This window comes from Dictyobacter vulcani, assembly GCF_008974265.1.
GTDB classification, from domain to species: domain Bacteria; phylum Chloroflexota; class Ktedonobacteria; order Ktedonobacterales; family Ktedonobacteraceae; genus Dictyobacter; species Dictyobacter vulcani.
On record NZ_BKZW01000001.1, the window covers coordinates 743,248 to 759,662 of the forward strand.

8 protein-coding genes and 1 pseudogene are annotated in these 16,415 nt (G+C 50.6%); 2 read left to right on the forward strand and 7 right to left on the reverse strand.

The window, feature by feature from the left end:
• Window positions 1–295: 295 nt before the first annotated feature.
• Both KDW_RS03125 and KDW_RS03130 read left to right on the forward strand, forming a co-directional pair.
• Window positions 296–1,276, forward strand: a complete 981-nt coding sequence (locus tag KDW_RS03125; RefSeq protein WP_151754611.1) for a D-alanyl-D-alanine carboxypeptidase family protein — start codon at window positions 296–298, stop codon at window positions 1,274–1,276.
• A gap of 290 nt (window positions 1,277–1,566) precedes the next feature.
• The gene (locus tag KDW_RS03130) at window positions 1,567–2,913 is read left to right on the forward strand and encodes an erythromycin esterase family protein (RefSeq protein ID WP_151754612.1); all 1,347 of its coding nucleotides are present in this window, start codon (window positions 1,567–1,569) and stop codon (window positions 2,911–2,913) included.
• Between the two features lie 137 nt (window positions 2,914–3,050).
• On the opposite strand, the gene KDW_RS03135 is transcribed toward KDW_RS03130, so the two are convergent.
• The 7 genes and pseudogenes from KDW_RS03135 to hutH form a co-directional block, all read right to left on the reverse strand.
• Window positions 3,051–3,932, reverse strand: coding sequence for a ZIP family metal transporter (locus KDW_RS03135; protein ID WP_151754613.1), 882 nt, complete (start codon window positions 3,930–3,932; stop codon window positions 3,051–3,053).
• A gap of 487 nt (window positions 3,933–4,419) precedes the next feature.
• Window positions 4,420–5,802 (reverse strand): TIGR02679 family protein, encoded by a 1,383-nt coding sequence (locus KDW_RS03140; protein WP_151754614.1) that lies wholly within the window; start codon window positions 5,800–5,802, stop codon window positions 4,420–4,422.
• Window positions 5,803–10,209, reverse strand: coding sequence for an SbcC/MukB-like Walker B domain-containing protein (locus tag KDW_RS03145; protein WP_151754615.1), 4,407 nt, complete (start codon window positions 10,207–10,209; stop codon window positions 5,803–5,805).
• 25 nt (window positions 10,210–10,234) lie between these two features.
• Window positions 10,235–11,530 carry a TIGR02678 family protein gene (locus tag KDW_RS03150; RefSeq protein WP_151754616.1) on the reverse strand — a complete coding sequence of 432 codons (1,296 nt, stop codon included), beginning with the start codon at window positions 11,528–11,530 and terminating at the stop codon, window positions 10,235–10,237.
• Window positions 11,511–13,100, reverse strand: coding sequence for a TIGR02677 family protein (locus tag KDW_RS03155; RefSeq protein WP_151754617.1), 1,590 nt, complete (start codon window positions 13,098–13,100; stop codon window positions 11,511–11,513). The genes KDW_RS03150 and KDW_RS03155 overlap by 20 nt, the downstream gene beginning before the upstream one ends.
• Before the next feature lie 454 nt (window positions 13,101–13,554).
• Window positions 13,555–14,814, reverse strand: coding sequence for an imidazolonepropionase (gene hutI / locus KDW_RS03160; protein ID WP_151754618.1), 1,260 nt, complete (start codon window positions 14,812–14,814; stop codon window positions 13,555–13,557).
• A gap of 81 nt (window positions 14,815–14,895) precedes the next feature.
• Window positions 14,896–16,370, reverse strand: a pseudogene (hutH, locus tag KDW_RS35745) (histidine ammonia-lyase).
• Window positions 16,371–16,415: the final 45 nt, after the last annotated feature.

Here is a 16,415-nt window from a genome sequence, read left to right on the forward strand (position 1 = left end):
TACAATCTATTAATAATTACACTACTAATCAGGATGTTTTAAGAGGCAAGATACATGGAGATCTTCTGGACAGCAGAAACACAATTACTTGTACTCTTTCACTGTCCTGGCGGCGCATACTCTTCTGACTATCAACATCTCACTTCTGAAGGAGCAGAGGTAACAGTGTATATATGAAAAAGCAATAGACTCACCCTTCAAACCCACAAACCCGGCATTCTTTATAAAACACAGCAAGTCTTTGACTTTGACAAATTGTATCTATATATGCGAATTTTATTTATAAGGATGATGCATGATGCAACGTATTTTTAAGATCTCCTTAATAATTCTGATGATAGCCATCTTTATTGGGACATGCGCATTTTCTTCGTCTTTGTTTTCTCCTGGAACGGGAACAAGTAACGCACTCTCGTCTATCGGCCTCGGGCCAACTCCAACGCCCACTCCAGAACCAACGCCGACGCCGACTCCTGAGCCAACGCCCACTCCTACACCTGAGTCAACACCAACTCCACCACCAACACCAACTCCCACTCCACTGGTCAATGGCTCCTCAGCATATTTGCTGGACGTCACCACCGGAACAGTACGCCTGGATGCCAATAGCCATAAGCAAGTTTCGATGTGGAGCACAACCAAAGTTATGACAGCCCTGCTGGCTATCGAAAACCTGAAACCTGATCTCGTTGTCCCCATCCAGCAAGAAGAACTGGATGAGGTCCCTGGCAACATGAGTGTAGCGCAACTCCAGACTAAGGATAAACTGAGTGTGGAAAACTTACTCTATGGTCTCCTTCTCCCTTCGGGTAGCGATGCAGCCGTCGTATTAGCACACACCGTATCAGGTAACACAACTAGCTTTGTTGCGCTCATGAACGCCAGAGCAGCTCAAATTGGTCTGACGGATACACACTACGCCAATCCTCATGGAGCTGAGGATCCTGGCAATTACTCCAGTGCTGCAGATTTAGTAAAACTGGCGAGAGTAGCCATGGGCTATCCGCTGTTTGCACAGATTGTGGCTACATCCAGTCATCCTCTTGCTTCAGATTACTACCGCCATAGCTATCCTAACTGGAATAATACTCTTGCTACATTTCTGCAAACTGTGCCGGGAGCCAATGGTATCAAAACAGGCTCAAATGCAACATCAACCGACTGGTGTATGGTCTTCTCTGCTTACCGCAATGGGCACTTACTCATCGGTGCTGAAATGCAAGCCCATTCATCACAACAAGTCTTTAATGATGCTGCAAATATTCTAAATCATTAACATACATAAAGAGCTGCTTTACATACTGGAAACAGATTGGAATTGACCTGCTTTTGTGGAGAGTACCAGGAAAGTGGGTCACCCACACCCATTTCAAATCTTTTATATGCTCTCTTGAAAAGCGATACAGGAAAGGTCTGAGTTTTTCCTGCAATCAATTCCAATTTTCTGCTTTATCTGAGCTTGACCCCAACAGTGAGCAGGCAACGAGGAAGATACTTTCCTATCACCACTAACGTGTTCTCTTCGAGGAGTTCAGTGCTCATTGAGATTCTAGAGGAGAGGATGCTATGGCAGAAACTGGTTTGATTCTGGTCGCTGATACTATTCGCGATACGGCCCGGCCAATCACCGGCGCTCTTTCTGACTATGATCCCTTATTAGACAGTATTGGTGATGCACGCTTCGTATTAATCGGCGAAGCCTCCCATGGTACCAGAGAATTCTATCGGGAGCGCGCAACGATTACGAAACGTCTGATTCAGGAGAAAGATTTTACAGTGGTGGCTGTTGAAGCTGATTGGCCGGATGCCTATCGCGTCAACCGCTATGTCCGTGGCATCAACGATGATAAGGATGCCCGTACAGCTCTGGATGGCTTTCAACGCTTCCCCAGCTGGATGTGGCGCAATACTGAGGTGCTCGCTTTTGTAGAATGGTTACGTGACTATAATATGCAGTTGCCAGAGTCGGGCACCCGAGCAGGATTTTATGGCCTCGATCTCTATAGCCTCTATGCATCCATGGAGGCCGTGATTGATTATCTGGAGGAAATTGATCCTGAAGCGGCACGGCGTGCACGGATACGTTATGCGTGCTTTGGTGCAGCGGATAAAGATAGCAAGTCATATGGGTATGCTACAAACTTTGGCCTGGCCGCATCCTGTGAGAATGAGGTAATCAGCCAGCTCCAGGAGCTACAAAAAAAGGCCACCGATTATATCAGTCGTGATGGCCGGATAGCTGAGGATGAGTTTTTCTATGCAGAGCAAAACGCACGCCTTGCCTGGGATGCCGAAAAATATTATCGCAGCATCTACCGGGGATCTGTTGAGTCATGGAACATACGCGATTGCCATATGGCAAGGACGCTTGATGAACTTGTAGCCCATCTCGATCACTATCATGAACCAACAAAGGCGGTGGTCTGGGCCCACAACTCTCACCTTGGGGATGCCCGTGCAACATCCATGGGAGCAGAGGGCGAACTAAACGTTGGACAACTTGTACGTGAAGCTCACGGTCAGCATGTCCGGAATATCGGTTTTACGACCTATAGTGGCACGGTGACGGCGGCCTCGAATTGGGATCGACCACCAGAGCGAAAACATGTCCGTCCGGCGCTTGCTGACAGTTATGAAGATCTGTTCCATCAGGCGCATCCCGCGAATTTTTTCCTGGACCTGCATGCAAATGACCAGGTAGTTGCTAGTTTACAAACCCCACGCCTGGAGAGAGCAATTGGTGTGGTCTATCTACCTCACAGCGAGCGTAGGAGCCATTATTTCTATGCACACTTACCCGAACAATTCGACATTATTATCCATCTCGACCATACCCATGCCCTTGAGCCCTTAGAGCCAACGGCTTCATGGCAGGATAATGAGGTGGATGAAACATTTCCAACTGGCATATGAGAACAGGCAGGACTATCACTGCTTGAGGCAATAGTATGTGGTGCCCTTCCCGGGGAGAGGATGCCTGGCTCGACCAAAAAGCTCCTCTCCTACTCCTTTTCACTTCACTACTGATCAAACCAGGAAATACAGCGATATTACGCGCCCCCGTAGGTCAAGATCAGGTCCGTCGCGTATCCCAGCAGAAAACCAACCAGCAGGCCCCACATCACGATTTCAGGTGCTCTGAAGCGTTTAGCCTGACCAAGCAGTTCAGCCACCACATAGATAATGGCACCAGCAGCCAGCGCAAGGAACAGAATAAACACCTGTGGTGAAATAAAGGTGATGCCAACAAGAGTCCCCAGAAACGTTGGTCCCCCACCAATTAATCCTAAGAGGATAATAAACTTCCAGGAAACACGCTGGCCGCTCAAAGGACCTGCAATGCCAAATCCTTCTGTCATATTGTGCAGACCAAAACCAATCAAGAGCACGAGAGCCAGTTGGAGTTCTCCAGTCGCCGCAGATTGCCCGATCGCCAACCCTTCAGAGAAGTTGTGGAGACCAATCCCGGTAGCAATAAGCAGGGCAAGCATGGCAGGCGTGGACTCAGTCTGCGCAGGTGAAGACATCACGCCAGTCTCTTTCACAAGAGAGGAAGAAGAGCTGGAATCGGTCGCAGCCTGCTCAAGCACCTTAGCAGAAGCGGTACGTTTCCTCATCCGCCCAAAAACCAGGCGATTAAAATAGACCAGTCCCACCGAGCCCAGTCCGAGGCCGAGAACAAGTAGACCAATATTCAGCAAGAAGATACCAGTTCCCGTATGATGGGTTCGTAACTCATCCAGGGAAGTATTGATGGGTTCGCTTGCTTTGCTCAACACATCATAGAGTAAAAAAAGAAGAATGCCCGTGGCAAGCATATTCAAAAAATATTTGAGAGACTGGGGGAGTTGTTTGAGAAAAACCAGAGGCAAGCCCAGAAATATCGTCAATCCAGCAAACGCGCCCAGGAGAATGATCGTTCCAGTAGACAAGAATTATTCCTTTCACATACAAATTATCTTAGCAAACCCTTATATCAGACTTATTTACTAAGATATTAGGGCTTACTAATGCTTTTTGTCAAGAGCTACCTGCACCGTTCTTCTGCTCTCGGGGGGCGCTAGCTCATCATCTAGAGAGGAATATTTTCTGAGAAACTTCTTACAAAGATCCAGATTTTTTTGAGCGTCTATTTACTGCTAGCGTGCTAGGATATTCATAAGTGATAGTACACCTCCATCAGGAGACTATCTTGCAGTAAATACAATACATACCGCAGAAAGATTTTTGCATGATGGTATTAAACAATAAACAGCTAACACTGCTCTTAATGTTTCTTGGTACAGATCTGCTGGCTATCAGTATCTTCGACAACTATGTCATCGACATATGGGGGTGTGTCATATGTTATGTTCTGGCAATGACAGGATGGCTTTACCATACCGTTAGCAGAAAAAAGGGGGGAAAGCAAATCGAAGATCATATTACAAGAACATCGGAGATCAGCAAAGAAACAATACCTTCCTGATAAGCCCATCTTCCAGTCATCTGCATCTGCTCTACCAGGGGACCAAAACGTTCAACAGATGACTGAAGTTGCTGCAATTCATCACTGGAAGCCACAATACCCTCACCTGCTCCCAGAGCCATGGCATAAGCCTGGGGATCAAAGTGCCAGAAGCGGCAGTGTTGCGGATAGGCATCTTGCAGATAGGCCGCAATCTGCAAACCTTTTAGATCAAAGTCACCACTATAATAAAAATGATGATCAGCAGAATCTTGCGCCAGAAGATCTAATAATTTCATTACAGCCATTCCAGGCCAGCCGGATGTGCAAATAATGGTGGGAGTGCTGGAATCTGGAGAGTTCGACAGATTGGCAACGACCTCCTCAAAAACCTGCGGATTCTCGATCAGATAGATTGCTGGTGCGGTTGGGGTAATGCGTTGCCAGCGTAAGAGTTGCGCCAGCGGCAGCAGCAGAATGCGAGCGCCAGCGGCCTCTAGCAATGGATCAGATTTGCCATCCAGATCTACAGCATGCGCCAGATTAAAAACGGCAACTGCTGATGAGATTGTATCGACAAGTAAATGAGCATTGTGATATAACTGGAGTTCCATGGCACGGCCCTGGAAAGCAGCATCCAGCGGTGGCTCAGTGAGATCATTAAGAGCCATGAGTAAGAGACGACCCGCAGGCCTGCCCCCATCCAGGCAATGGGGATCACCGGTGATATTCTGAGCAAAGATTGCCAGTCGTTGTGGAGATGTCGCTTCAGGTAAACGATTCAAGGCAAGAAGTACCGTTTGTATACTGGCCAATTGGCGTTGCTGTTCTTCTGATGGCGCGTTCTTATACTGACTAAACAGCCATGCCAGGCCATGATTACCCTGCAACAACCAGCGATATCCCTGTTGCCCCTCAGCCTGTGAGGCCTGCAAAGCCTGCAATTGTTGCCAGAACTGCTCTTGTCTATGCAGCCGTAGCTGACGCTGCTGCGGACGCGTGATGAGCGGTTGATCAGGAAACATCACCTGTAACAGGTCCACCAGAGAACACTGGAAGCGACTTTGACGTAATGCGGCTTCTACATCACGCAGCTTAATCCGCAGGGTATCCGTAGGATAAAGAGGCTTCCCCAAAAAACTGGCGATCTCACGCCGCTCTTCTGGTAAACTAGCTGTAAGCACCACCTGTCCCTCAATCTCGCCACGCTCGATATACTTTTGCCGTAACATCTGCAAGAGTCGTTGAAAGGCCGGTCGCTGAAAAAAGGTAACCATATGCCGGATAGCTTGTGCGTCACCGGCATGTGGTTCAGGTGAATCTGTATGATGGCCAGTCTGGTCAACGTCTGCCACCTATTTACCTCCAGGATTCAACATCGACGTCACCTTCTGCTGATCAGACCAGAAAGATGCTGAGGCGGTAGCCACCGGTGATCCCTTCTCATGAATCATAAGATAACGCCCACTGGCAGCCATTTTACTGCCAGAACCACTCACCTGTGGTCCAGTCATAATCCATTGAAAGTCCTGCGAAATCAGAAATTCCATAATGCGTTGCGTGTTAGCCGCGCTCACCTTATCAAAAGCTTCGTCAAGCGCTAACAGGCGTGGTGCACCATGCGCGGCATTACGATAGAGCGCACCCAGTGCCGCAAAGAGCGGTACATATAACGCGAAAAGTTGCTCCGCGCCACTGCGTGTGCCCGCGATACGGTCGGTGAGTCGCTGGCGCTGACCTCCAACCTGCGTAACCCAGACATCAAAATGGAACCACTCACGATAATCAAAAACCTGTTCCAGGGCCTCAATAAAATTCATATCGGGACTATCTTGCTGGCGCAGTCGCACAGCCTCGATCTCACGGCGAAACGCACTCATCAGGGTTTCTGTCTCTTCGGAGGTCAATGCCTGTGCGGGCTTGCGTAACAAACGATAGTGCTGCGCGAGATGACTTCCCAGTTTCGTCATATCATATTCAGCTGGTGGCTTCCATTGCAAAGAATAATGTTCACCAATCATCGGCAAACGACTCAGCACATGATTAATTTCCTGCACCCATTCTTCCGCTTCAAGAATCTGTGTCCGAATGGCCTCAGCAATCTCCTGGAGCAAAAAGTCCTCAAAAAGCTGGCGCTCTTCCGCACCAAGTAAGGTCCGATGTATTTCGATACGTTCGCCGAGAAGTTCTAAGAGTTCAACAGGTCGGCCCCGATTCTCATTTAAAAAGCTGATCTGCCCCTGGTCATCTAGATCGGGACCATACTCGAGCAGGAATGGTTGCTCATGGTTGAATGTACGAACAAGCGCGTTATACGCTTCTCGATATACATGCTCCAATGACTCACGGCGTGCAGCGATATCGCTCTCACGCGTCATTTCTCCAAGCAACAACTGACCGGCCCGGAGATAATCCTCATCCTGAGCCGCAAGATATGCCTCTTGCAACTGCTCAACCGGGTAGGCCGCCAGCAACGTCGAAAAGTCATGCTGCCGCCGCAGGCGCTCATGCTGCACAAGTTGAAGTTGTGCTTCTGTCTCTGTCAGCAACGTCCTCAAGTTCTGGATACGCTCGTCAAGACGTGCATGCGTAAGTCTCTCCGTCTCCAACTCTCTGGCCAATACTCCATTACGTTCACGAAGTTGGGACAAACGAGTCGTCAGCTCTTCAACATTAGAGGAGGCGGCGACATGCTGAAGCTCCGTCAACTCGGCACGTATCTGGACCGCTTGCTTCTTGATCCGATCATACAAATCGGCTACATGCTGCTCATTTTCCTGAGAACGTGTTGCCACAGCGCGGATCTGGCCACACTCTTCCCAGGTCTGCTGCAGTTGAACAAATTGACTTTGCAAGGTACGAGCTTGATTTTGGAGCTGTACCATTGCCAGCAATGTCTGTTGGATCTGCTCTCCACCACGAACCAATCCATCATGACCTTCGACAAGCCTCTCTAACTGACCACGTTGCAGATTGTACTGCTGACGCAATTCCTGGGTTTGTTGATGGGATTTCTGATATCTATCGCGATTCTTTTCCAGCACGGTTCGGCTCTGTGATAATGACACAAAGCTATCCGCCAGACCGCTTTGTGGAAGTACCAACCGCACGTTCATCTGCTGCTCCCGCAAATCAGCCAGGAGATGCTCATGATGGGCAAGTCTGGTGGTCAATTCAGCAAATTCTTGCTCCAACCGGGCTTTCTGCTCTGACAATACCTGCAATGCTTCTTCTCGAGCACGTAAACGAGTAGCCTTACCAATATAATGTGCCTGGCCAGATCCAGCATGTCCTGTCAGCAGCCCGTGGCTCCAAAGACCCTGCTCCTGCATCTGATATGGAAAAGCCTCATCATCACTAAACCGGGCAAGAACCGTGAGCACATCTCTTGCGGTTTCCTGCCATATAGCGAAATCTGCTAGCGTATCCTGACGTTCACGTAACGCTTCATCGAAGCGCAGGTGGCGCAAGAGAGAATTGGAAGTACTGGTTGCTACGTCTGAGGCGAACGATCTCAATTGCAAACGACAGTCACTGAGATCGGTCTGAGCAAGAATGAGATCTGCTTGTTCACATTGCCGGGCAGGAACAACCAGAGCATCCAGTAAACCGGCATCTGTCAACATCTGCTCGATACGTCCAGCCTGCTCTGCCTCAAGATCGGGCGAGAAGTCCAGCAATTCATAGAGCGGCAGTGAAGCAATACCTTGTGCAGACAGTTGGGCACGAGCCGCGATGCGTCGCTCAGTACGAGCAGGAGCATATTCTGGCTCAGCCAGCTTTTGTTCATAAAGCGCGGACACATCCCTGATCTCCTGACCCTTGCCTCCAACGCTCATTTGCAAATCGTGTAATGCGTCCTGAGCCTGCTTTGCTTGCTTCACAAAGCTCTGCTCTAACTGCTCAATTAACTGCCGATATGACTGAAGGGCAGCCGCCACCTGATCCACAATCATCGAGGGGGACGGCTCACCACCAGAATCATCAAGCGCAAACTGGGCATCGTCCAGCATCGAGGACAACCCGGCTCGAGTCGCCAGTGGCTCTAATGTCTGGGCCAGCATATATAACGCATCATCTGTCCGATCCTGGGCGGATTGGAATTGTTGCCGCGCTTCATCAAGCTCTTGAAAACGTGCAGCTTCAAGATTACGCATATACTGTATCTGGGCATCCAGCTTTTCACACTGCTGATGCAAGGACTCAATTTGCTTGAGCAGCTTGACGCGCTCCTGAGCAGGTTCACTCAATAACGTAAAGAACGCCAGAGGAACCTCAGGGAACGCCCCTGCATCCACGGTTAGAGCGGCTATCTGGCTCAAGGCCTCTTCGAGCTGGAATGCCGCCATCTCCCAGACCGCCTCGGTACGCGCGATCGTCACTAATCCCCGCAACTGCGTCACACTAGCGCTCTGCACCTCTCCGAATCTCTGATATTGACGATTCAGGCTCTCGGTGCTGGCCTGCACTGCCTGGCGTGCAGAATTCAAGCTCTGCTCCTGTAACTGTAGCTGGGTCTCAACCTCATGCAAACGTTCACGGACAGCACTGAGCTGTGTCGCAATCTGTAATCCTTCATTGACCTGTAGAGCTGCAATCTGTCCATCCACCTGATATGCTTCGGTCTGAAGCACCTCTATTCTAGCTTCGATGTTAGTCTGATCACGTTCAGCTGCCGTTAAATCCCGGCGCTGCCGCGTTGACCGAGCCTCAACAGTATTTTCAGCCAGACGAGCACCCAGGTAGTCACACGCCGCCAGTTGAGATTGCGCCAATGCCAGTTGCTGGCGGGCCAGATGCAACCGTTGAGCAGCATCATACGCCTCCTGAATTTGCTCAATCTCATGCTGGATACCATCAATTCTCTCAATCGTCCCAATCACATGCGCTGTTGTTTCCGCAGGAATCTTACGCAAAGACATTTTTAGATAATCATGGACCCGCGAAAAGTTTAGCTCAGTGCTCAAATTCGGACGTCTCAGGACCAGCAAGAGGTTTATCAGGGCTCCAAAATCCTTCACTTCCTGATAGCCAAACAGGTAACGCGCAACCTGCCGTTCATAGTCAGCCTGCGAATCACACACTATCCCATGACCTTCCAGTATTTGCTTGAAACGCTGATGATCATAAGCGCGTTTTTCATGCTTAGAGCCCGTCTCATAGAGAGTATCAAACTCATAACCCAGGCGCGACCCGTCTGTAATCAGGAAGCGTAACGGACGTATGCGCTCGGTCGTGTTGACATTGCCAGCGATACTTACACCGATCGTCAGGAAACGGGTCTTCTCACGCTCACCATTCTCCCAGCGCTGGCTGATCTCAGGAGCAATGGGAGGGTGATCAGGATCACACCACTCAAATTCCAGAGCAATATAAGCCGTACGACGCTCATGGTTAAAAGGGGTCGCGGAATCAGCACCACCCAACACATAATACTCGATACGGCGTTCGCGTCCACCAAACGTATCCAGACGATTGGGGCGCAGATCGCCATCCAGAGCCAGTGGTAAGGCGGCCGTCAAAACAGTTGATTTGCCACTGGCATTCTCACCAGCCAGGAAGAGCCGGCCATGGGGAATCTCGAATTCCTGCTGTCCATAGAGCCAGAAATTCGTGAGTATGATACGCCGCAGGCGATAGCCAGTTGGACCTCCATCCAGGTCTTGCAATATATCCACAAAGTTCGTAATCTGACTGTTTCGTGTACTCGGCTTCGCGCCATCAGGAAACTGTTCAGCAATAGAATCAAAAGTGCGTTGCATACATCCTCATCTCTCTCCAAGACTATTATCGTTTGCGATTATTTTTTCCACGATTACGTAGCGTAGTAGTCGTATTTGCCGTTCCCGCAGCAGGCGCTTCATAGGTTGCGCGATAACGAGCTGCAGTGGGAAGCACAAGAACATGGCCAGAATCACCGGGACCACGGATGACCCCCATCTGCCGCATCTTACGGTAGACATCATTTAACAGGCTCTGGGAACTACGGCTACGTGCTTCATTTCCCCAGTTATCACCATAGCGTTCACGTACACTATAGAAAAGAGCGGCCATATCTTCAGTTGCCACCAGAAGACATCCATTGGCATCAGGTCCACTCCAGATTCCTTGCTGAATCTGCTCCCGAATGGCCGTGCAAAGCAACAGGGCAATCTGATCATTCGTTCCATATGGCGTGAGAACGCTTACCGGACCATTATTACTTCCGCTCGCGCGCACAATACAGGCATAGTCATGCCGTAAATCCAGCAGCCAGCCAAACGTAGCTAACAGTTCAGTCGCAAGCCGGTCGGCATGTTGCTGCACAGCCACAAATGCGGCTGGATCATCAAACTTAAAGAGCGCAGGTCCCAACAGTAACGCACGCCATGCCCGTATGAGATCGGGCACGCCGCTGACCATCGATATACGAGACGGCTTCACTATTGCCCCCGCGTCAGCAAGCTCCTCTGCAAGTTGAGTGACCTGGTCAATACGTAGAGAGGCAATCAGAGAGCGACTGACCTCGGTGAACTCGTAGAGTACGTCAGCATCGACCACCTGTGCCACCCATTCACGGGCCTGCCCATCAACGAGTTGTAGTCCTCCCAGACCCTCCAGATAATTCAAAGCCCGTTGAATACTATAACGATCACCAGGACGACGGAAATCAAATGCACCTCCATCTCCCATAGCTTGCTCCTGAATTTGTTCCGCGAGTTGGGATAACAAAAACTGCTGGTCGTTCCCACGTCCACTCAGCTGGCGATTCTCCGCATACCATAAGATCCATGTCAGACAAGCAAAATCACGCGGCTCTCGCAAACGATCATAAAGATAGCCAGGTGTTGTGGCGCTCAGTCGACGCTCCAGGCGAATCACCTTACTACTCCGTTGGATACGCCATCCGGTATGTTGATCATGCCAATTCTGAAGTCGATAATAATGGTGCTGCACCAGACGAAAGAGGTCACCCTGTTTCGCCTGTATCAACTCTCGCTCCAGTAGAACGACATGAGCCTTGATCAGATCAGCCGGCAGAGTTTGATCAGATACCCCATTCAGCCTTCCAGGCACAACCTGCTCATCTATCAACATCTTCATCCTCCCTCTCCTTACTATCACGTGCGGAAACAGCCACAAGTGCAGGCATCATCCGTCGTTCCAGACAATATCGCGGGAGCAAAAGTACACCATCAGAGGCTTTGAGCAATGTATATTCAGCCTCATCTGGATTGAGTAGCACCACAATTGAATCGTCAAGCGCACGACACTGGTGGGATGGTTGACCCAGGCAACTATCAATAATATCCAGCAGGATCGTACGTTCCTGCGCAGTCACTTTCTTCAATGTCCCAATATCCAGGCGCTCCTGTGCAAACAAACGGTTAAAACGTCGGAGCTGTTCCTGCAAGCGTTCCTCATACTGCTCAATAAGATTCTGCGTCAACAGGCGGTTATCAATAATTGGATCTTCTCGTGCCTGCTCGCCACGATTCGTGCGACTCACCGGGCGTAAATATAACGTACTGGCAGGCTCCTCCTGCCACGCTATCGCTTGATCAGGCATATAGAGATCATTGGGGGTACCAGCCAGACCCTCAGAAAGATGGATCGGTAAAGGATGAGCAAAGGCTACCGAGAAGAGTTGTTGCGCGGTCTCACCATCACGAGCCTGTAAAAATGTATGGGCCAGGGATTGCAATTGTTGCGCATAGTTCGCATTGGGGCGGGATGCGGAGGCGAGAGAAGCCGCGCGACGCACAACTTTATCTACTTCCGCCAGTGCATTACGCCGGAAAGAATCCGCATTCTTTCCAGGAGCAAACCAGCCAGCCAGCGCATCAACTTGTTTCTGCGCGTCCAGACGCAATTCATCTACTGTTCGCACCTGGTCTAGCGTTGGTGCAGGCGGATTCAAGTAATTTGCCAGCAAGGACACAAATGGCTCCAATTTACCGAGTGCACGCCACTGCGCCAGTTGCTCACGTATGCGAGGTCCATAGAGGGTCAACGCCTGGGCAAAACCATGCACATAAGCGACTACCGCGGACTTATAGTGCTGATATGCCTCCAGGTCAGGTTTACTGGACTGTGAAGCACTGATCATATTCGCAAGATACTGCGCCGCCTCGCGAGCCATGGTATTCCATATTTCAAACGCACGCTGCCACTCATCAGCGATTTCCTGACACTGCGATGTATTTAATACAGCAAGATCCTGTTGTAGCATCTCATCAATACGTATGAGCATATCCCACAAACGTGATAGATCACCCTGACGAAGGGCACCACTACTGGCATTAGCCCGGGTCTGTTCCGCCAGGAACGTCTCAATTGCCATTGCCTCCGGCGTTGCCTGATACAACAAAGCCGGTGAGAGAAAACTTGCGATCGACGTAGCCCGGCTAGAGTCATAGATCGTCGTCAGGCATCCCCATTCTTTAAGCGCCACTAAATCATTCTGGCACTGCTCTAACGAGTATTCAGGATCTAACTGCTCGCGAAGAGCATCCCGCACTTCATGGGCGGTTAATTGATAGCGATACAACTCACGGTGATGATGCCAGAAAGTACGCATAATCACACGATACCACCGTACACGACTCGAAGATACAAGATAGCTAAAAATCGTCAGGCGATCAGTTAAATTAAAGACGGTGTTCGCCTCAATATGTTAATATTAAAGACTGTCGCTAATATTTCACTATTCTCCATACATCCAATCCCATGGACGCATTTTTACAAACAGATATAATGCGTAATAATACAAAATGCTAACAATCATCTGAAATATTATAATTACTCAGGCTTATGATTACTATAGGAAAAGGGGATCGGGTATTTCCTTCAAAAAGAGAACGGTGGCACAAGCCTGCAAGATCCTGGCGGATATGTTCTTGTGGCAGCATTTGAAACCGGGAGCAAACCATTCAACTCTATTTACGCTCTCAGCTCTTCCCTGGCTTGCTAAAGCTCTTATCTCCTCTTCCATCGTGTTCTTAGTTTACCAGATTTGTCCAATCTTTCGAAAGGATATCTATACAAATGGTACCTTTCTATTGGAAGGTACCATTTACCTGAGCAATTTACAGCTGGTTTGCGGCCGCATCGCCACTTTTCAGCGTTTAGAGCACAAGAATAGATTGAATGAGGTTGGTGCCAAAATGGTAGCCAATTTCGTGATAGTCACGGATTGACCAGAGGGCCAGTTCACAGCATTTGCCAATTTCAATGCTACCCGTCTGGTCCTGCAGAGCGAGGGCACGAGATCCGTTGATGGTGGCGGCAGTTAACGCTTCTTCCAGGCTCATGCCCATGGCAGACATGGCCAGCCCTAGCATCATCTGCATGTTTTCGCTGTATGAGGTACCAGGATTATAGTCTGTTGCCAGGGCAACCGTGAGGCCGTGGTCGAGGAGGCGACGAGCCGATGGATAGGGGCTGCGCAGCGTATATGAGCAGCCTGGAAGCAAGGTAGCGACCACGCCGGACTCACGCATGGCGTCCAGGTCGGCATCGCTGGCATAATCCAGGTGGTCAGCTGAGACAGCTCCCAATTCAGCGGCCAGCTGGCTGCCTCCTGATGGACTGAGCTGGTCGGCATGGACTTTGAGTTGGTAGCCCAGTTCACGAGCACGTGTCAGGATGCGGCGGCTCTCGTCCAGGGAGAAGGCTTCACGTTCACAGTAGACATCGCAGAAACGAGCCTGTCTGGCAAAGGCTGGCAACATCTCTTCAACTACCAGATCAACGTAGGCGGCGCGCCGGTTGCGGTATTCAGGTGGAACGCTATGAGCACCCAGAAAAGTGGGCACGATGCGGATATGCTCATGAGGGGAGGAGGAACTATCATTCAGGTCGTTGATGATGCTCAGGCAGCGCTCTTCCGCCTCCAGGTTTAAACCATAGCCGGTTTTGATCTCAACGGTTGTCGTGCCATGCGCACGCACGGATGCCAGTCGCGCTCGCGCCAGATCCGACAGCATCTCTGTACTGGCATTGCGCGTGGCATTCATGGTCGTCAAGATGCCGCGTCCCTGCCTTAGCAGCTCGCCATAGCTGATCCCTTCGCGCCGCAGATGAAACTCTTCGGATCGATCACCCGCAAACACCAGGTGGGTGTGTGAGTCAACAAAACCAGGTGTCACCACGCAGCCATTTGCATCTACGACTGTGATATGCTCTTGTTCCGAGCAAGCAACAAGTTCATCAATTTCCTGACTGGGACCAATCCAACTAATCTTCCCCTCAGTATCAACCATTATAGCGGCATCATTGAGTACTTGTAATGGACCGCTTGCTCCAGCAATGGGAGCCTGAGCCACGCTGACGAGCTGTCCAATGTTACGAACAATAGCCCTGGCTTGTAGCTGCTGCTGTTCCACTTACCTGTTCCCTTCCTTCAAAAAAGGACATATATGGAGTAGCAGGCATATATAGTTCGGTACTCCATATAGTAGCTTCTCTTATTCGATTTCAGCCACCTGGCCGGATTGAATGAGCTGGACGAGTTTCTCGATATCATAGGAGAGTACGCGGTCCTCTTTCAGGGTTGTGACGTGCTGGCGCACCAGATCTTTGGCCTTCTTCACACCTTCTCCTGGCGCGAGCGGCAGGCGGAAGTCGAGCAGTTGGGCCGCACAGAGCAGTTCTATGGCCAGGACCTGCTGGGTCTGTTCGATGATGCGGCACAGCTTGTGGGCACTGGTGACGCCCATGCTGACAAAATCTTCCATACCAGCTGATGTCGGGATCGAATCGATGCTGGCAGGATGGGCCAGGACCTTGATTTCGTTGACCAGTGAGGCGGCAACATATTGCGCAATCATTAAACCTGAGTGCAGACCCGGATGGGGAGTAAGGAACAGTGTGGTCTCCGCTCCCTTCTCTTCCCAGTCATGGGGGCCAATAACGTTGTAGACGCGGCGCTCGGAGAAACTGGCTAGCTGGGCCAGCGCAATGGCCAGCATGTCCAGGGCCAGGGCCAATGGCTGGCCGTGAAAGTTACCGCCGCTGAGGACATCGCCCTCAGCAGGAAAAATAAGAGGATTATCCGTGACAGCATGCAGTTCGCGCTCAAATATAGTGGCACAATACTCAATGGCATCGCGTACGGCCCCGATGACCTGGGGGCACAGCGCAGCGTATAGGGATCCTGGACGCGTGCGCAGTTCTGGTGACTGGCATGGATCTCGCTATTGCGCACCAGCCGCTTGAGTCGGGTCGCACTGACTATCTGTCCTACCTGCCCCCGCCGCTGGTGGATACGTGGGTCCAACGGCACATGGCTACCAAGCAGTCCTTCCAGGCTCATGGCGCAAGCCACTTCGGCACTACGCACAGCTTTCTGCGCATCGACAATGGCCAGGACTGCAATGGCCTCCATCAGATGTGTGCCGTTGATCAGGGCCAATCCTTCTTTTGTGTGGAGACTGATCGATTCCAGTCCTGCCCGTTGCAGAGCCTGACCACCACTCAGCTTCTCCCCCTGGTAGATCGCTTCACCTTCACCGATCAGGGTCAGAGCAAGGTGTGATAAAGGAGCCAGATCCCCACTGGCACCCACAGAGCCACGTGAAGGAATCACGGGATAAATACCCGCATTGAGCATGGCGGCCAGCAGCACAACAATCTCAGCATGGACACCGGAATGTCCACGGGACAGGCTGGCAGCCAGCAGAACCATCATGGCACGGGTGACCTCCTCTGTGAGCGGCTCGCCGACGCCAGCGGCATGACTGCGAATCAAATTATATTGTAGTTCGACCTGTTGATCAGAGGAAATACGCATTTTGCTCAGGTGACCAAAACCGGTCGTGATCCCATAGACCTTCTTGCTATCGTCCACAGCCAGTCTGTCGATAACCATGCGCGCGGCCTTAATCTTTTGTAAGGCCTCATCGCTAATGCTAATGGGTGCATGACCCCTGGCTACCGCCACGATATCGGCAAAACTCAATGCGTCGCCACTAATACTAACCTGCGT

Coding starts and splice junctions, on each gene's coding strand:
- KDW_RS03145 (WP_151754615.1), bottom strand. CDS start 10,209: ATGCAACGCACTTTTGATTCTATTGCTGAACAGTTTCCTGATGGCGCG.
- KDW_RS03150 (WP_151754616.1), bottom strand. CDS start 11,530: ATGAAGATGTTGATAGATGAGCAGGTTGTGCCTGGAAGGCTGAATGGG.
- KDW_RS03130 (WP_151754612.1), top strand. CDS start 1,567: ATGGCAGAAACTGGTTTGATTCTGGTCGCTGATACTATTCGCGATACG.
- KDW_RS03125 (WP_151754611.1), top strand. CDS start 296: ATGATGCAACGTATTTTTAAGATCTCCTTAATAATTCTGATGATAGCC.